Source organism: Microcystis sp. M061S2, assembly GCF_020245605.1.
GTDB lineage: Bacteria > Cyanobacteriota > Cyanobacteriia > Cyanobacteriales > Microcystaceae > Microcystis.
Map to the genome: position 1 here is coordinate 53,958 of NZ_JADBUP010000071.1, position 18,275 is coordinate 72,232.

The 18,275-nt window shown below is 42.9% G+C and carries 17 protein-coding genes and 1 pseudogene; 8 read left to right on the plus strand and 10 right to left on the minus strand.

Annotation, left to right across the window (positions count from 1 at the left end; genetic code table 11):
* Positions 1 to 33: 33 nt before the first annotated feature.
* Entirely contained in the window at positions 34 to 1,755 is a 1,722-nt protein-coding gene (gene lysS, locus IM475_RS12250; RefSeq protein ID WP_287727730.1) for a lysine--tRNA ligase, read from the minus strand.
* Positions 1,756 to 1,883: 128 nt separating this feature from the next.
* A complete protein-coding gene (locus IM475_RS12255) occupies positions 1,884 to 2,453 on the minus strand; it encodes a TIGR04376 family protein (protein ID WP_287727731.1) in 570 nt (189 codons plus the stop codon).
* Positions 2,454 to 2,662: 209 nt separating this feature from the next.
* On the opposite strand from IM475_RS12255, the gene IM475_RS12260 reads away from it, so the two are divergent.
* The 4 genes from IM475_RS12260 (at position 2,663) to IM475_RS12275 (ending at position 6,354) form a co-directional block, all read left to right on the plus strand.
* The gene (locus IM475_RS12260) at positions 2,663 to 3,577 is read left to right on the plus strand and encodes an alpha/beta fold hydrolase (protein ID WP_287727732.1); all 915 of its coding nucleotides are present in this window, start codon (positions 2,663 to 2,665) and stop codon (positions 3,575 to 3,577) included.
* 34 nt (positions 3,578 to 3,611) lie between these two features.
* Positions 3,612 to 4,832, plus strand: coding sequence for a (E)-4-hydroxy-3-methylbut-2-enyl-diphosphate synthase (gene ispG / locus IM475_RS12265; protein ID WP_287727733.1), 1,221 nt, complete (start codon positions 3,612 to 3,614; stop codon positions 4,830 to 4,832).
* A 101-nt stretch (positions 4,833 to 4,933) separates the two neighbouring features.
* Positions 4,934 to 5,980, plus strand: coding sequence for a histidinol-phosphate transaminase (gene hisC / locus IM475_RS12270; RefSeq protein ID WP_287656993.1), 1,047 nt, complete (start codon positions 4,934 to 4,936; stop codon positions 5,978 to 5,980).
* A 101-nt stretch (positions 5,981 to 6,081) separates the two neighbouring features.
* Entirely contained in the window at positions 6,082 to 6,354 is a 273-nt protein-coding gene (locus IM475_RS12275) for a hypothetical protein (protein WP_002798928.1), read from the plus strand.
* Positions 6,355 to 6,489: 135 nt separating this feature from the next.
* Here the strand turns inward: IM475_RS12275 and truB are convergent, their stop codons facing one another.
* From truB to IM475_RS12290, 3 genes are all read right to left on the minus strand, one after another.
* Positions 6,490 to 7,371, minus strand: coding sequence for a tRNA pseudouridine(55) synthase TruB (truB, locus tag IM475_RS12280; protein WP_287727734.1), 882 nt, complete (start codon positions 7,369 to 7,371; stop codon positions 6,490 to 6,492).
* A 90-nt stretch (positions 7,372 to 7,461) separates the two neighbouring features.
* Positions 7,462 to 8,508 (minus strand): tRNA (adenosine(37)-N6)-threonylcarbamoyltransferase complex transferase subunit TsaD, encoded by a 1,047-nt coding sequence (gene tsaD / locus IM475_RS12285; RefSeq protein ID WP_287727735.1) that lies wholly within the window; start codon positions 8,506 to 8,508, stop codon positions 7,462 to 7,464.
* A gap of 138 nt (positions 8,509 to 8,646) precedes the next feature.
* Positions 8,647 to 10,218, minus strand: a complete 1,572-nt coding sequence (locus tag IM475_RS12290) for a hydantoinase B/oxoprolinase family protein (protein WP_287727736.1) — start codon at positions 10,216 to 10,218, stop codon at positions 8,647 to 8,649.
* A gap of 271 nt (positions 10,219 to 10,489) precedes the next feature.
* Here IM475_RS12290 and IM475_RS12295 point away from each other — a divergent pair, with 271 nt between their 5' ends.
* Positions 10,490 to 10,672 carry a hypothetical protein gene (locus tag IM475_RS12295; protein WP_002734024.1) on the plus strand — a complete coding sequence of 61 codons (183 nt, stop codon included), beginning with the start codon at positions 10,490 to 10,492 and terminating at the stop codon, positions 10,670 to 10,672.
* Here the strand turns inward: IM475_RS12295 and IM475_RS12300 are convergent, their stop codons facing one another.
* Positions 10,673 to 11,128, minus strand: a complete 456-nt coding sequence (locus IM475_RS12300; RefSeq protein ID WP_287727737.1) for a response regulator — start codon at positions 11,126 to 11,128, stop codon at positions 10,673 to 10,675.
* A 521-nt stretch (positions 11,129 to 11,649) separates the two neighbouring features.
* Positions 11,650 to 12,075, minus strand: a complete 426-nt coding sequence (gene tnpA / locus IM475_RS22980) for an IS200/IS605 family transposase (RefSeq protein WP_353737448.1) — start codon at positions 12,073 to 12,075, stop codon at positions 11,650 to 11,652.
* Between the two features lie 27 nt (positions 12,076 to 12,102).
* Between tnpA and IM475_RS12305 the strand changes: the two are divergent.
* The 3 genes and pseudogenes from IM475_RS12305 to IM475_RS12315 all read left to right on the plus strand — a co-directional run bounded on the left by IM475_RS12305 (position 12,103) and on the right by IM475_RS12315 (position 14,441).
* A pseudogene (locus IM475_RS12305) lies at positions 12,103 to 13,288 on the plus strand (RNA-guided endonuclease InsQ/TnpB family protein).
* A 212-nt stretch (positions 13,289 to 13,500) separates the two neighbouring features.
* A complete protein-coding gene (locus IM475_RS12310; protein WP_287727738.1) occupies positions 13,501 to 14,082 on the plus strand; it encodes a DUF1997 domain-containing protein in 582 nt (193 codons plus the stop codon).
* Between the two features lie 8 nt (positions 14,083 to 14,090).
* Positions 14,091 to 14,441, plus strand: a complete 351-nt coding sequence (locus IM475_RS12315; RefSeq protein WP_002798923.1) for a Rieske (2Fe-2S) protein — start codon at positions 14,091 to 14,093, stop codon at positions 14,439 to 14,441.
* A 286-nt stretch (positions 14,442 to 14,727) separates the two neighbouring features.
* On the opposite strand, the gene IM475_RS12320 is transcribed toward IM475_RS12315, so the two are convergent.
* The 3 genes from IM475_RS12320 to IM475_RS12330 form a co-directional block, all read right to left on the minus strand.
* Positions 14,728 to 15,540 carry a DUF362 domain-containing protein gene (locus IM475_RS12320; RefSeq protein WP_287660352.1) on the minus strand — a complete coding sequence of 271 codons (813 nt, stop codon included), beginning with the start codon at positions 15,538 to 15,540 and terminating at the stop codon, positions 14,728 to 14,730.
* Positions 15,541 to 15,555: 15 nt separating this feature from the next.
* The gene (gene dusA, locus IM475_RS12325) at positions 15,556 to 16,551 is read right to left on the minus strand and encodes a tRNA dihydrouridine(20/20a) synthase DusA (protein WP_287727746.1); all 996 of its coding nucleotides are present in this window, start codon (positions 16,549 to 16,551) and stop codon (positions 15,556 to 15,558) included.
* A gap of 331 nt (positions 16,552 to 16,882) precedes the next feature.
* Complete coding sequence (locus tag IM475_RS12330; protein ID WP_287660361.1) at positions 16,883 to 18,247, minus strand: collagen-like protein; 1,365 nt, start codon at positions 18,245 to 18,247, stop codon at positions 16,883 to 16,885.
* Between the last annotated feature and the right edge of the window lie 28 nt (positions 18,248 to 18,275).

Genomic DNA, 18,275 nt, shown 5'->3' on the forward strand with positions numbered 1-18,275 from the left:
ACTGATAACTGATAACTGAAGTGACCCTAACTTTTACAATTCCTTATCAAAACTGTATTGATCGCGAATTTGTCCGACAAAAAACTGTCCTTTCGATGGTGCGGACTGAAAATCTTTATATACTGCCAAAGGTAGATCATGATAAAGATAGATACCACCGTGATTAAATTCCACTTTCAGAATTTTTTTTTCCTGATCGTAGTCAAAAGATTTAATCGCTGTACTTTGACTTTTTAATAAGGGGAAAGCAATCACATCGCGAATACTGGCAGAATCGGTTAATAACATGATCAGGCGATCGATGCCAATTCCTAAGCCTCCCGTGGGGGGCATTCCGTATTCTAAAGCGGTTAAAAAGTCCTCATCAACGCCTTGGGCCTCCAAATCTCCAGCCGCTTTTTTGAGTGCCTGTGCTTCTAATCTTTGCCGTTGATCGATGGGATCGGTTAACTCAGAAAAACTATTAGCTAATTCCCGTCCAACCACATATAATTCAAATCTTTCTACGAGGTCAGTTTTTGAGCGATGGGGTTTAGCTAAAGGCGAAATTTCCACGGGAAAATCTAGCACAAAAGTGGGCTGTATTAGGGTTTCTTCGACTTTTTGTTCAAAAGCTTCATTTAGGAGCTTACCGATGGTTTTACAGTCCTCTGGAACGCCAATACCGGCATTTTCTGCGGCAATACGAGCCGACTCGAAATCCTCAAAACTATTCAAGTCAACCCCAGTTATTTCTTGGACTAATTCGTGCATAGTCACTCGTCGCCAAGGGGGAGTTAGGTCAATTTCCCTGTCTTGATAGGTGATTTTCAGCGTACCTAAAACATCTTGTGCAGCGTTAACAATAATGTTTTCGGTTAACTCCATCATGTCATAATAATCGGCGTAGGCCTGATAGATTTCGATGGAAGTAAACTCAGGGTTATGTTTAGTAGAAACCCCTTCATTGCGAAAAATTCTGCCTAACTCGAAGACTTTTTCAAAACCACCGACTATCAATCTTTTTAGATGTAACTCGGTGGCAATGCGGAGATATAACTCCATCTCCAGCGTATTATGATAGGTGATAAACGGTCTAGCATCGGCTCCTCCCGCTTCACTTTGTAGCACGGGAGTTTCAATTTCAATAAAACCTTCTTGGTCTAAATATCTGCGAATGGCAGCGGTAATTTGGGCGCGACGGCGAAAAGTTTGTCGCACTTCGGGATTAACAATTAAATCCACATATCTTTGTCGATAACGTTTTTCTACATCGGTTAAACCGTGCCATTTATCCGGGAGAGGTAAGAGGGATTTGGTGAGAATTTCGTACTCGTTTACATAGATAGATAATTCCCCGCGTTCTGTGCGTTTAATTGTGCCTTTTGCTCCTAAAATATCGCCCGTATCGGTCAGTTTAATTACCGTGTTAAAGGCATTCGGCACGGCGGCCATGGTTTCACTAATGCGTTTTTTATCGAGGTATAATTGAATCGTTCCCGTTTCATCTTGCAGGTTAAAAAAGGCTAGTTTACCCATAATTCTTCGGGCAATAATCCGACCAGCAATGGCTACTTCTGTGCTAATTTCTTCCCCCGGTGCTAAGTCAGCGTACTGCTCTTGTAATTGTTGAGCGTGAGCGGTGGATTTCCACTGGTAAGCGTAGGGATTTAAGCCAGCTTTTTGCAATCCTGCCACTTTTTCTAAACGAGCGGCCCGGATTTCTTCGAGGGTAGAGGAGGGTTGATTTTCAGGATTTTGTGCTTGAGATGCCATCGTTTTCTAAGAGGAACAATTCTGGGGAATTTTTAGGTGTTGGGGATTTCAGTTATCAGTGATCAAGTGATCAGTTATCAGATGTGAGTTATCAGTTTACTGTTTACTGTTCACTGCTCACTGAAAAATTATCGTCCCATTTCTCGCTTTAATTTTTTCAATTCTTCTTCCATTTCCCATTCTTTAAATTTTAGATCGAGATTATCGTAGTTCGAGCGCTGATAGTCCGATTCTTGGGGTTGATCCCAAAAAGTGGTTTCCCAGTCACGCGACTGATTTTTAGGGGCTTTTTCGGCTTTAATTTGCACTTCTTGACGACGTTGTTGGACCTGTTGCAGTAACTCTTGGGATTGACTCAGACGTTTTTTCACCCCTTCCATCCGTCCCCAAAGTTGATTACCCTCACGGAAGAGGGCCGCCTCGCGTTCATTAGCAGCCTTCAGCAAGTCCTGCCGTCCAGCGGCCTTAGCCTTATCAATTCTAGCGTGCCAAGTTTGGATATCTTGGGCAGTGGCCAAAATTTGCTGTTCGAGACGTTGACGCTCATTTTCTAGGGCGCTAATCAGTTTAGCAGTATCGCGCTCCTGTTCGCGCAGTTGTTCCACCAGCGCCTGTAATTCTAATTGGGGATGACTTCTGAGAAATTCTTCCAGTTGGGTTTCAAGAAAGCGACTGACATCATCAAATAGATTGCCCATCTGTGCAATATCCTAAATTTTCAATTAAAGTCTAGGAGCGATCGATTTTAATCCCCCTCTTTTTAGCATAGGCTAGATCAACCCTAGGTTTAAATATATTTGGTAAAAGTAGTACAAAGATGTTATTCGGCTGCCGGTTAGGGACGGGGAAACCAGTATAATAAAACTAGAATAATATTTCCTGAAAACCTCTTAATTGTTTGACTTAAGTGACAACTTCACCAGCTTGGACAGAACGCATCGGTTATCAACGGGATTGGGTGTGGCGCGGTTGGCAAATTCGTTATAGTTTTATGCCGGCAAAAAACCGCCAAGATGCCGATAATCCCCCTTTAATTTTACTGCATGGATTTGGAGCGGCGATCGAACATTGGCGCCATAATATTCCTATTCTCAGCCAAAATCATCGAGTTTACGCAGTAGATTTATTAGGTTTTGGTGGTTCGCGCAAAGTACAGGTTCCCTATAGCGTTAATCTCTGGGTGGAACAAATACACGATTTCTGGCAAACTTTTATGAATAGACCGGTGGTATTAGTGGGAAATTCGATCGGTTCTTTAGTTAGTATGGCCCTAGCGGGTAAATATCCGGAAATGGTAGCCGGATTAGTTATGCTCAGTTTACCCGATGTCAGCCGTCGGCGGGAAATGATCGCCAATTGGTTATTAAATATCGTCACTCCTATCGAGAACTTTTTCACTTCTCCTTGGCTATTAAAACCGATATTTTACTATCTGCGTCGTCCGCAAGTCTTGAAAAAATGGACAGGAATCGCCTACGAAGACAAGAAAGCCGTTAGCGACGAATTAGTACAAATTATCGCCGCCCCAACCCTAGATGAGGGGGCAGCCGAGGCCTTTATTTCCCTGGCACAAGCTGTCAATCATCCCGAATATTGTCCACCGGCAAAGTTAATTTTACCACGCTTAGAAATCCCGATTTTATTGTGTTGGGGCAAGCAAGATCGCATGGTTCCCATCCAGTTAGCGCAGGGTTTTGTCTCCCTTAATCCTAGGATTAAATATGTAGAATTTGAACGGGCCGGTCATTGTTTACAGGATGAATGTCCTGACCGTTTTAACCCAATTTTATTAGAGTGGCTAGAATCTGTTGCTGTTCTTTGAGAGAATAGGGAGAGTGATTGTTGGTCATAGTCCTATGCAAACCTTGGAATCGACGCTCAACCCCCCCGCAACTGCCTCCGAATTCGACACCACGATTCACCGGCGCAAAACCCGTCCCGTTCGGGTAGGTAGCGTTACCATCGGTGGTGGTCATCCCGTGGTCGTGCAGTCGATGATTAACGAGGATACCCTTGATATAGATGGTTCCGTGGCAGGTATCCGTCGCCTCCATGAAATCGGCTGTGAAATTGTCCGCGTCACCGTGCCGAGTCTGGTTCACGCCACCGCTTTAGCTAAAATTAGGGAAAAACTGCTCGCCACCTATCAACCCGTGCCGTTAGTAGCCGATGTACATCACAACGGCATGAAAATCGCCCTAGAAGTGGCCAAGCACGTCGATAAAGTGCGGATTAACCCCGGTTTGTACGTTTTCGAGAAACCGAAAGCCGACCGCAGCGAGTATAGTCAAGCAGAATTTGATGAAATTGGCGAAAAAATAGCCGAAACTCTGAAACCTTTAGTAGTTTCCCTGCGAGATCAAGATAAAGCGATGCGAATCGGCGTTAACCATGGTTCTCTGGCCGAAAGAATGCTCTTTACCTACGGTGACACCCCCGAAGGAATGGTACAGTCGGCTTTAGAATTTATCCGCATCTGCGAATCCCTCGATTTTCGCAATCTGGTCGTTTCCCTGAAAGCTTCCCGGGTGCCAGTTATGGTAGCCGCCTATCGTCTCATGGTTAAGCGCATGGATGAGTTAGGGATGGATTATCCCCTACATTTGGGGGTTACTGAGGCAGGAGATGGGGAATACGGACGAATTAAATCCACTGCCGGGATTGCCACTCTCTTAGCGGACGGTATTGGTGATACGATTCGCGTTTCTCTGACGGAAGCTCCCGAAAAGGAAATTCCCGTCTGTTACAGCATTCTCCAGGCCCTGGGACTGCGGAAAACTATGGTCGAATACGTTGCCTGTCCTTCCTGTGGTCGCACTCTTTTTAATTTAGAAGATGTCCTGCAGCAAGTGCGGGCAGCGACTCAACACCTCACCGGACTCGATATCGCCGTTATGGGTTGTATTGTCAATGGACCGGGAGAAATGGCCGACGCAGACTATGGTTATGTGGGGAAACAGGCCGGTTATATCTCCCTTTATCGCGGTCGCGAGGAAATTAAACGCGTCCCCGAAAGTGAAGGTGTCAACGAGTTGATTAATTTAATTAAAGCCGATGGCCGTTGGGTAGAACCCTAATTAGTTTTACCATTGGGGGTTGACATCTATTCAACCCCCGATCATCGGCAAGGATTTGTTACAATAGAAAGCTTGCTAGAAATTGCCGCCCCAGAGAGTCCATGCTACCTACACGCGATTGTGTTCGTCAAACCCCCGCCTACACTCCGGGAGAACAGCCCCAAACTGCGGGATTTACCAAACTTAACACCAATGAGAATCCCTATCCCCCACCGGCGGAAATTTTTTCCCACCTGCCAGAGCAATTAGAGAAAGTCCGACTCTATCCCGATCCTATCTCCAAAGAGTTACGGCAAACGGCGGCGGAATTATACGGCATAACAGCCGATCAGATAATCGCAGGTAATGGGTCCGATGATATCCTTAATATCGCCCTGCGAACTTTTGTTAACCCTGGCGAAAGTGTCGCTTTTTTAGATTTAACCTATTCCCTTTACGAGACAATTGCCCGGGTACACGGGGCAAATATTATCGAATTTCCCACTAATGATAAATTTGAATTAGCCGGACCGATTATTTGTCCGGAAGCGAAATTAATTTTTCTGGCTTCTCCTAATCCTCCCGTCGGGAAACATCTTGATCGCAACTATTTAGAAGCAACCTGTGCTAATGCGTCGGGATTGGTATTAATTGATGAAGCTTATGTGGATTTTAGTGATGACAATCATCTCGATTTTCTCTCCCGTTACGATAATGTCATCATTAGTCGCACTATGTCGAAAAGTTATAGTTTAGCGGGGTTAAGAGTCGGTTTTGGTTTTGCTTCCAGGGCCATTATCGAACAGATGGATAAGGTGCGTGATTCCTATAATTTAGATCGCATCGCTCAAACTTTAGCCACAGCAGCTTTAAAACACCATAATTATTTTGAGCAAGTTTGGCAAAAAGTCCGTCAAACCCGCAGCCGTTTAATTACTTCTCTGCGCGAGTTGGGATTTATTGTTTTTGACTCGGAAGCTAATTTTATCCTCGCTTCTCCCCCCCAGATTAGTGCCAGTGAGTTATATAATCAACTCAAAGAGCGTCAGATATTAGTGCGATACTTTAAACATCCTCGCATTCAGAATTATGTGCGGATTTCTATCGGCACTGATGAGGAAATTGATCGTCTTTTATCTGCTATTCAAGAGATTATGGGAACAAATTAATCTCTATTTCCGTCAAGGTTTTATTAGCATTTTAAACCCTAATAACTTCTCGAAAAAAAGGCTAGATTGATCGGAACAAAGCAGCGACAAACAAGGGTCTAATGGCCTGTCGTTTCTCCCGATTACTAGCCTTGGCTATCAAGATTATTAGTCCGACAAAAGGACTAAATACTAGCGCACAAATTTTTGAACTTATGCAATTTTATCCCCAAGGAATCACAGTTCAAGAATTGAGCCAACGCTTAAATCGTCCCGTTTCTATGCTCAATCTTTGTCTAAAATCTTTGGTCGCTTCTAAAAAAATCGTGGCCAAAAAAAATCATAATCAGTGGGTTTATACTAGACCTATTGTAAAAATCAAAAACTGTTGTTAGGGTTAGGAGTCGGTCGTCAGGAGTCAGGAGATAGGAGATTATTTTATTTATTCTCCCCACACCCCACACCCCACACCCCACACCCCACACCCTGTCCCGACGAAAAACTTTTTCAGCAGACCCTAATTATTAACCCTATTGCTGAATAACTATTTTAGGCTGTAGGCAGTATTCATCTTCTCGGACAACTATCTCACCAATGCCGATAAATTGAGCTTCTAAAGACTCCACGGCAACCAGAGAACCGATCATAACATTTGTATCGGTTAGATTAATTTTTCTGCCGTGAAACCAATCGATAACTCTTTCTGATGTCAAAGAAATCCAGTCTAGATGTGCCAAGGCAATGCGAGGCGAAATTAAACCTTCAGAATTAGCCATTAAAGCTTCCAGATTAATACTATCGGCTAACTGAAAACCACAGCTTTCCGTGCGCGTTAGACTGGCTAAAGTGCCACCGACAGCTAACACCTTCCCCAAATCTCTGGCCAGGGAACGGATATAAGTCCCCGATCCACAGTGAATATCTAGCTCTATTTGCGGAAATTCGCCCTCTAACCAGTCTAAAACCGTAATTTGGTCAATTTTGACCTGACGAGGCTCCACTGCGATTATTTCCCCTTTGCGAGCCAATTCGTAGAGACGGCGACCATCCTGGTGAATAGCACTATACATCGGCGGAATCTGGGCAATATTGCCAATAAATTCCGCTAAATGGGGCTTAACTGCCTCTAAAGTTAAATCGGCACAGGGACAAGTAGCGATCGCTTTTCCGGTAATATCATCGGTATCGGTGCTGAGTCCTAACTGGATTTTTGCCCGATAAGCCTTATTTTCGGGTAAATAGGGCAGTAATCGGGTGGCAGATCCGACAGCGATCGGTAAAACTCCCGTGGCCATAGGATCTAAAGTTCCGCCATGGCCGACTCGTTTTGTCTTAAGAATTTTTCGGACTTTGGCCACACAATCGTGAGAAGTCCAATCGGGGGGTTTATTGAAATTTAAAAAGCCAAACATTATGAATTATCAATTATGAATTATGAAGTGGGGAGACGGGGAGAATAGATAAAAGCAATCTCCTCAATTCTGAATACTGACGGCTGATAGCTAAAAATCTGACGTATTATATAATTGCATAACTTCGCTTAAAGGTAAACGGGAACGAACACCGAGAGAAAGGTCAGAAAAATGACCAAGATCATAATGATCAACAGCAGCGCGAGCAATCATAGCGGCGTTATCGGTACAGAGTTTAAGCGGCGGAAAATAGACGGTTAAATGATGATTTTTGGCGGCAGTTTGCAGATGATTTCTTAAGGCACTATTGGCCGCCACTCCTCCCCCGATTGCGATAGTTTTTAAGCCATAATCTAAGGCACAATTGATTGTCCGACGGGTTAAACTTCTGGCTACCGTATCTTGAAAACTAGCGGCTATATCAGCTACGGGTAAATTATCTGGCTCGAATTTCTCTACTAAGCGCAAAACAGCAGTTTTTAAACCGCTAAAACTGGAATCGTAGGCATGAAAACCGCCGGTTGGTAAAGATATTTTACCTTCCGGTAAGGGAAAAGCTTGGGGATTACCATCTTTAGCCATGCGATCGATTATCGGACCACCCGGATAACTTAAGTTTAATAATCTTGCCACTTTATCAAAAGCTTCTCCGGCTGCATCATCTCTAGTGGTTCCTAATTGTTGATATTTACCGCAGGCCTGCACATGGATTAAACTGGTATGACCCCCAGAGACTAAAAGAGATAAAAAAGGAGGTTTAAGATCGGGTTCAGCGAGATAGGAAGCATAGATATGACCTTCGAGATGATGAATGCCGATAAAGGGTTTATCGTGGACAATAGCCAAGGTTTTGGCCGCCGTCATTCCCACCATTAAAGCACCTACTAAACCGGGAGCAACTGTGGCGGCTATTCCATCAATTTCTGACCAATTTAACCCCGTTTCTTGCCAAGCTTTTTCTAGACAAAAATTAATGGTTTCTAGGTGTTGTCGCGAGGCCATTTCTGGCACAACACCTCCATAGAGACGATGGAGATCAATTTGAGAAAAAACTACACTACTCAACACATGGTTATTGTTAACAATAGCCACAGCCGTTTCATCGCAACTGGTTTCGATCGCTAAGATAATTGTCATGAATTAATCAGTAAATCGTCAGACACCCCCCTTATTAAGGGGGGATTAAGGGGGGATTAAGGGGGGATCCATCTTTAATTTAATTATAACCACTTACTTAATTTTGCTTAGGTACTTAATTAAAATTAAAGTTATCGTTCAGCAATTTCCATAGCCACCACCGCCGGGGGTTTCAATAATAAAAATATCACCAAGGTTCATTTCTACAGTCGCAGTACCGGGCAATTCTTCGATAGTTCCATCGTTTCTTTCCACGGCATTACGTCCTATTTTACCAGCTTTTCCTCCCGCCAGTCCAAAGGGGGGAATCAGGCGATTACCCGATAAAATATTGGCGGTCATAGCCTCTTGAAATTTAATTCTTCTAATCACACCATCACCTCCAGAATATTGTCCCCTGCCGCCACTATCGGGGCGAATGCTAAAACTTTCTACTAACACAGGATAGCGCATTTCTAATACTTCTGGATCGGTGAGACGGGAATTAGTCATCTGGGTTTGCACGGCAGCGGTTCCCGCAAAATTTGCCCCCGCACCAGAACCGCCACAAATAGTCTCATAATATTGATATTCTTGATTGCCAAAAGTGAAATTATTCATCGTTCCTTGACTGGCTGCCTGAATGCCTAAAGCGCCGTATAAAGCATTAACTATTGCCTGGGAAGTTTCCACATTTCCTGCTACTACGGCCGCTGGATAAACGGGATTAAGAAAACAGCCAGACGGGATAATTAAATGGAGGGGTTTGAAACAGCCAGCATTTAAAGGGATTGCCTCCTCCACAAGGGTACGAAAAACGTATAAAACCGCCGCTCTTGTCACTGCTAGGGGTGCATTAAAATTATTATTTAACTGGTCAGATGTGCCAGTAAAATCAATGGTTGCTTGACAATTATCAATATCTATGCTAATTCTGACCTTGATGACAGCACCGTTATCCAGATAATAAGTAAATTCACCATCTTTCAGGACAGATATAGCTTTTCTAACCGCTAATTCCGCATTATCTTGAACGAACTGTTGATAGGCTTTAACCATAGCTAATCCGTAGCGCTCAACCATATTATGTAATTCTCTTTCCCCCTTGGCATTAGCGGCTATTTGTGCCTGAAAATCGGCAATATTTTGGGCGATATTGCGTGCAGGAAAAGGACTATTAGTTAAGTGATTAATTAATTCTTGTTCCCGAAACTGTCCCGCCGCTACCAGCAAAAAATTATCGAATAAAATTCCTTCTTCGCTAATATGGACAGAATGGGGAGGCATAGAACCGGGGGTAATTCCACCGATATCAGCTTGATGTCCCCGGGAGGCAAGATAAAATAATATTTCCTGATTTTGGCGGTCAAAAATAGGACTAATTACTGTGACATCCGGCAGGTGAGTACCGCCATTATAAGGATTATTAGCCAGATAAACATTCCCTGGACGAATCGTCTCACCTTTATCCTGAATTAAGCTTTTGACACTATCGGCCATAGAACCTAAATGGACGGGAATATGAGGAGCATTGGCGATTAAATTTCCCACCTCATCAAAGATAGCACAGGAGAAGTCTAGGCGCTCTTTAATATTGACACTTGCTGCCGTATTTTGGAGAGTAATCCCCATTTCTTCGGCAATAAATTGATAGAGATTTTTAAAGATTTCTAGATAAATAGGATCGGCAACGGTAGTTATTTCTGAGCGGTGAAAATCTACAGGGAACATAGGAAAATCAGTTATTAGTTATCAGTCATCAGTATATCTGCTACAGAAGTTAGGTTATCGAGCCGCTATCGGGCTAAAATATCGAAAATATCAGATAAATTTGACATAATTGTAGTTTTTATAGATAGGGTGCTTGTCTCTTGTCTTTTTTTATCCTCCTGTCTCAGGGTTTTCTGTCTCCTCACCCAAGAGAAGATTTTTGATTTTTGCAGGAGAGCCACTGATAGGGGCTGACTGAGATATAATCGCAGTCAGTACCAGAGGGTGAATTATGGATAAAACCAGCTTGATCGATAAAGTGAAACAAATGGCTAATAAACGCGATTATTTACTGCAATTGCGCGATAAACCCGACATTGGCGGCCTGAGATTGGATGTTAATCAAGCTCTTGAGGAGTTGGATGAATTACTCGATGAGTTTCAAGCAACTTTTCCTGAAGAAAAACTTAGTTAACTATCCGACTCGACGGAATTGAGATTTGTCCGATTGTGCTAATTTTCCCAAGTCATCGATCGCTTTGATCAGATCTTGGGAAGATATATCTTTACAGCAGTATAGATCAAAGGCTGTAGTTTGATTATTTTTTTCCATTGGAAGATTTGCCAAGGAACTATAGGCGATAATGCGGACATGGGTGTCGAATTGTTTGATCTGAATAGCGGCGCTGTGTCCATCTAAGATAGGCATCCGTACATCTAAAATAATTACATCCGGTTGACAACTTTTCGCCAAGTCGATCGCCTGTTGACCATTAACCGCAATTCCCACCACCTGACAATGCGGCTGCTGGGAAATTAAAGTCTTGAGTCCTAAACAAGTTAGATCGTGATCGTCGGCAATCAAGACTTTAATTAGGTCTATCGGCTTCATGATTATTTTCCTTTCCCTAGAGGTCTCACTTGTTATCATTGTAGAGCCTGTTGATCTTTTGGACTTAACTTCACGACACTTCCCATCACCCATCTCCCCAATTCATAATTTATAATTCCCCCACTCTCTTCGCTCTTCTCCCTTCTCCCCAACTCCCACTCTGCAATAACTACTGGCAGCCAGAAATACGTTCGTTTCATATCACACTTTGTGCTTTTTGTCAAAAAAACTTTTTCTCTGCAATAAAACTACACAAAAAAAAGATCATCATTGTCGGTGAAATTGACTAATTTACCCGTTTTAATTAGGATCACCTTGTAGGTGTGGCAAGGGTTTCAACCATTGCTTCTCAAAAAAGCACAAAGTAACCCATTGTGAAATTATATCAAATCGCTGTAACCATTACAACATCGTTGTTAAATAAAAATCTTTCTCAATTAATTCTTAAGAATTTGTAAATATTGCGGAATGTTAATTTAAATATTCTCAAGCTTTTGGAGTCAATATATAATTTTTGCTTATCTTTGTCGGAAAATAGAACTCCTGCAAAAATCCAACATCTACCATTGGGTTAGAATTCTCCGAGTCAGGAGATTATTTTTATTTATTCTTCCCACTTCATAATTCATAATTGATAATTCCCCTTCTCCCAAGTGGTCTGAAAAGTTATCCCACATCAGCTGGCAAGAAGTTGATTTTAAGTTAGCGATTAGACTACTTAACAGCTTGTGAGGGGGGTAAGTCAGAAGGATATGGATATGGTCTGATTCTCCGTTAATCTCTATTATCTTCGCCTTCCATTTCTCGGCTATGTTTTGAAAAGCTATTCTCAAAAACTCCAGATGCTCTTTCTGAAACACCTTTCTGCGATATTTGATAACAAGGACTATGTGAACGGTGAGGTTAAAGGTAGCCCTACGAGTCTTAAAATAATCAGCTTTCATGCCATTGACACGACACTTTGTACAGTGGATTGCTATAATCATAGCATAACATATTGAAAGGTCGAATCGATGCGAGTTATAGAGTTTAAGTTAAAAACTAATTCACACCAGAAAATAGCCATTCAAGAGGCTATCAAGGTGGGACAGTTTATTCGGAATAAGTGCCTAAGATTTTGGATGGACTCTACCAAAGAAGATCAGGTTAACTATGCTACTTTGTGTAGGCTAACTACAGAATTAGCCAACAGTTCTGAATTTCCTTTTGTCGGTAAACTCAACTCTATGGCTCGTCAGGCAAGTGCCCAAAGAGCTTGGTTTTCTATATCCCGTTTTTATGACAATTGTCAGAAGGGTTCGGCGAAAAAATGCTATCCCAAATTTAAAAAGTTCTCAAGGTCTGTAGAATACAAATCTTCTGGTTGGAAACTGACAGAAGACAAGAAGTTTATCCACATCACGGATAAAACAGGGATAGGAAAATTAAAGCTAATCGGCACTTTTAATCGTCAACTCTTAGACAAAACCACAATCAAGAGAGTCAGGCTTATTAGACGAGCAGATGGCTTTTATTGTCAATTTGTCTTAGACATTGAGAGAAAAGAACCGCTTGACTCTACAGGAAAAGAAGTAGGGATTGATTTAGGCTTAAACCATTTCTTGACTGACTCTAATGGGGATAAAATTGATAACCCACGGTTTCTTCGTAAGTCTGAAAAAAGACTAAAAAAGGCTCAACGTAAACTCTCAAAAAAGAAAAAGGGAAGCCAAAAAAGGTTAAAGCAGAAATCTAAAGTAGCCCGCCTTCATTTAAAAGTTTCTAGACAACGTAAAGATTTTGCCGTCAAGACAGCAAAAGCGTTAATCCAATCTAACGATTTGGTAGTCTATGAGGACTTGAAGGTATCTAATATGGTGAAAAATCCCAAGCTTGCTAAATCTATTTCAGATGCAAGCTGGTCAATGTTCACCGATTGGCTAGACTACTTTGGGAAAATACACGGGAAGTTTGTGGTAGCGGTAAATCCACAATATACTAGCCAACAATGTTCTAGTTGTGGTAATATTGTCAAGAAAAAATTATCTGTAAGAACTCATGTTTGTTCTTGTGGGTGTGTCTTGGATAGAGATGAAAACGCCGCTATAAACATTCTCGCACGGGCAAATACTGTCGGGCGGACAGAAAGAAATTCAAGCCCTCGGACAGACTACCCACTGTCTATTAGGTGAAAGCCTAATAGATAAGGTAACTGGATGAACAGGGAATCCCGAAGCGCTTAGTGCGATGGGATCGTCAATTAAAACCCCCCACTGATAACTGATCGCTGATCACTGAAAAAAGCCTAACTTTGGGCAAAAATCTGGTTTATGTCCCCTCTTAGTGGTAAAATTTCTACATCTGGACTGTCGAAAAGTGTAAGTTTTGTCAAGTAAAATTAAGAAGGGAGACAAATTTAAGATAACCAACGTATGGAAGTAACTTTTACCGCTGCCGAATCCCTAGAAATTGTTGTTGCCGAACAAACCATCCCGATTCAGCATTATCTGCGCCAACCGCAAAGATTAGTACAGGCTATCGTTGAGACTAGCTTAACAGAACACTTGTCTGAGAGTCGGTTTCGCCTAAAAATGCGTCCCCTAAACTTCTTGAATATGTACTATTTTCAGCCCACGGTTATTCTTAATGTCTGGGCCACCTCTGAGGGGACGATATTTTTGCAATCAGAAGACTGTCAGATCAAAGGTATTGATTATATCAACGATCGCTTTAGCCTCAATGTTCAAGGCAAACTCGCTCCTGTGGAAAAAAATAATCAAACCTATCTAGCGGGAAAAGCCAATCTTGAGGTGAAAGTCGCCCTACCACCGCCATTATGGTTAACCCCGCGTCCGCTGTTAGAAATCGCCGGCAATAGTCTCTTAAAAGGGGTTTTATTGCGGATTAAACAGCGTTTAATGAGTCAATTGTTGCAAGATTACCAACAATGGGCTAAACAGGACATTATTGCCCAAAATTACCCCGAAACCATTCTCGATCTCTCCCTTGGTTAAATAAAAATATGAGTTGGACAAAAGTATTATCTGTAGATTCCCTTGCCCCCGGCGCCCGTCAAGTGGTAAAAGTGGGGGACAGTTCCATTCTCTTGATTAACAATAACGGTCAATTCCACGCCGTCGGTAATCGTTGTCCCCATTTAAAATTATCGATGACGAAGGGCCAAATTACCGAGGATGGCGCGATCGTTTGTCCCTGGCATCGTAGTTCTTTTGATCTCTGTAGTGGTGCTGTCAAAGATTGGATTACCTGGCCCCCAGTGGTTAACAAAGCGATGGCGGCAGTTTCTCAACCCCAAGCTTTACCCGTTTATCCCCTTCGCATCGAAGACGGCAGCATCTGGATAGACGCTTGACATCCTCACCGAGGGGGGTTTTGGGCAACCTAAAGAGCAGTTGCTTTAACCGACAATGGGTTAATCTTTGAGAATGCCAAACGCACCTCGCTCCCTTCCCTAAAAACCCAGTTATAGATTGTTTCCCCCTCGTTCCGGTGATCCCCACTCTCCTATACTTTTTAAACAGGATTTAGTATAAAATCCCGTCATGTCAGCCTAGGAGCGGAAGGCTTTGCAGTAGAAATAATAAGCCAGAGCTTATTTAATACAAGTGTTTGCCTATTTTAGCCAAGAATTATTAACTTTAATTGGTTCCGTTTAAAAGTTGAGAACGAAGCAAATCGATCGCATTTAAATAACTCGGCATCGGTTCATCACCTAACAGGCAAGCACTGCGATCCACGCTAATCATATCATCACCCCAAAACACTTGACCGAGAGGAATAGATTTTCCTCGATCCGGTCGCCAATTACTACTAAAATATTTGAGATTAGCGTCCACCACTGCCCCATCAAAAAGATGACCGATACAAAAATAAACATCCTGTAAAATTAGCGGTACGGAGGGGCGATGTAATTGCCCCCGCGAGTTAGGACTACGGGCTTTATAATGACTACGGGGAAAGAGTCCATAGAGATTTTTTAAAGAAGCAGAAATCAAGGGTTTATCCTTTAAATGGGTGCGTTTTAAGGTTCCAATCGTGATCCGACAATCCACTTCTTCGATAATTTTAGGGGCAAACATCGAGGGAAAACGGACAGGAGAAGGGGAAAGATTCGGATATTCTTGCTGTGGTAAACTATCAGCATCAAGAATAGTTATTCCAGGATCGAGAATAGATTTTACACCCAAAATATCGATAATTTCTCTCAAAGAAATAGCCGAACAAACTCCCTCTAGTAAAATGATTTCTGCCCCAGGATTTACCCCTCTCAATCCCCGCAAAACTTGACTTAATACCGGCAGACTAACCGTTACTGGTGGTGGCACAGGATAACCTAAATTAGGTTTAATTAAAATACGTTTAGCTGTGATAGCTGCCTGGGGAGGTTGATAAACAAAATCCGCCATAGCTGAATTTTTTACCCCAGCAGTAATTGAGGATTGGGTAATCATAGAAAGGAAAATAAATCAATGGGAAGCTGACAGATTAGCCAGATCATTTAGGGAGTTTACCTGCTGTAAAGCTTGCCAGATTACCCTGGAATCGGCCCCAGGAAAATGGCTATTTTCACTAATATAACGCTTCCAAGCCTTAGTTCCGGGCTGACCGGCAAAAAGCTGTAAAAGATGTTTGCTGATCTGGTGTAATTTATAACCTTTACTCACCCATTCATCGATGTAGGGAAGCATTTTTTTGATTACTTCTTCCCGGGTAGGAGGAGTAACCGATTCCCCATAAAAATCTCGATCGACTGTGGCAAATAAATAGGGATTATCGTAGGCTGCCCGACCGATCATGACCGCATCTACTAATTGTAAATGTTGTCTAGCCTGTTCTAAATTAATGATACCGCCATTAATTTCAATAAACAAATGGGGAAACTGATTTTTTAGGCGATAAACATCATCGTAACGTAAAGGGGGAACGGTGCGATTTTCCTTGGGACTTAATCCCTGTAACCAAGCTTTACGCGCATGGATGGTAAAACGTTGACAACCCGCATCCGCAACAATACGGACAAAATTCGCCATATTTTCGTAACTATCCTGATGATCAATGCCAATTCTCTGTTTTACAGTCACGGGAATCGATACAGCTTGATTCATTGCCGATATTCCCCTAGCGACTAATTCCGGGTTAGCCATCAAACAAGCGCCGAAATTGCCCTCTTTTACCCTGGAACTAGGACAACCCACATTGAGATTTACCTCGTCATAACCCATATCTTCGGCTATTTTAGCACATTCTGCCAAAAGATAGGGATTATCACCCCCTAACTGCAAAGCTAGAGGTTTTTCTGCTAGGGAGAACCCCAGCAACTTATCGCGATCACCGTGTTTAATTGCCATCGTCGTGATCATTTCCGTGTAGAGAAGGGGACGACGGCTAATTTGTCGCCAAAAATAGCGAAAATGGCGATCGGTATAATCCATCATCGGCGCCACACTTAAAATATTGCCCATCTTTCCCTTGATTTTCTCCTTGAGGGTAGCCATTGATTGCTGATCGGGACATTCTCTGGGGAAACCCAGAGAATAACCAGTCTTCCTCTCAAGATATTTTAGAGCCTTTTGGTAAGTTGACTATCTAAGTAGGTAGGCGTTAAAAGTTGTCAGACACCCCCCTTATCAAGGGGGGATTAAGGGGGGATCCCCCCGCCTATCGGCACCCCCCTTATCAAGGGGGGATCAAGGGGGGATTAAAGGCAAAATCCATTTTTAATTTAATTATAACCAGCTACTTAAATTACTGGTTAAGACTGCACCGGAGAAAGGACAAGGGGACTTTTTTGACTTATCTCCGTGGGATATTTGCCCCTTTAATCGTGTCGCGGATGACGATTTTTTGTTCTTTGGAATAACCGGCAAAAGAACGACTAGCAAGTAACTCAATTTCTATCCCCGTACCCGATCGCAAAGATTCCACAGGTAAGGGTAATTGACCGATATCCAGAATAAATTGATTGCCCTCCTGTCGGATCAAATTAGCAGGCATATCTCCTTCATAGCGAGTGACAAAATCGGTTCTGGGACTGGTTTGCAGGTCATCTGCTTGCCAACGAGTGACGCGATAACGCAGTTTAAATTTAGTGCCGATTAAATTTGATTGAGAAGCTTTATCTTCGAGAAAAAGCCTTAAATCAGTACCATTTCCTGTAATACCTTTTGCTTCTAATCGGGTAACATCTCGTTCAAAAACAGCATTATAAACGACAAATTCCGTAACATTATTGCGTTTTTGAGTGGTTCCCTCGATCCAGAGTTCACTGGGGACAGTTACCCTCATTTCCTTTTGATCATCGAGGGTTAAAGTAAAACGCTGATTAGTAAACCGGTTAAACTCTTGAGGCGCATTCCAAATTAAAATAAAAGAACGTTCCGATCGATCTAATAAAATTCGAAATTGATCATCGATCAGGGAACCGGGGGCAAATAAAGACATTGCCCCAGTGCGAGTCTCCCAAGTATTTTTAGATAGAATATAACCCCGTTCTTTTAACTCCGACAGGGGAACAGTTGCGCTCGGTTGATCGGCAGTTAAAGGGCGATCGATTTGAATTAAAGTTAACTGTCCTAAACGACCCTCGCGACCGTTACGACCACTATTACCCGTCGCCCCATCCAGACCATCCTGACAGCTAAATTCTCTGGTGGTACAGCTATAATTGGCATCACCCGGCCTACCGCTGCAGGTTTGAATTGTCCAGAAAGGTTGGGAACAGCGACAACCCTTGCCCCCTTGGCCTCCCTGACCCCCAAAACCCCCGGCGCCTCCAGCCGCATTGACCGTTACTTGTCTTAAAAAATCTAAATTAGTGGCATAGAGGGTTAAAGCGCCGCCATTGCCCCCATCACCCCCATTACCCCCATTGCCACCGTTACCACCACCGGCCGCCTGAAGATTTCGTGTTACGTTGCCCGGTTGACCGCTACAGTTGCCATCGCTGCCATTGCTGCCATTTTCACCATCGACCCCTTTTTGTCCTGAAATATCGAGTTTTAGGGGAGAACCATCGAGAAAAAGGGTTAAACTGTCACTATTTTTGCCTTGGCCGCCGATCTTGCCATCTTTTCCGCTTTGGCCCTGTTTACCGAAAGTCTGTACATCGGAACCTTGGGCTAACCAAGAACAGCGATCGCCCATCACCGTGGCGGGCATTAGGTACGGTAAAGGGAGAAAAAAGGTG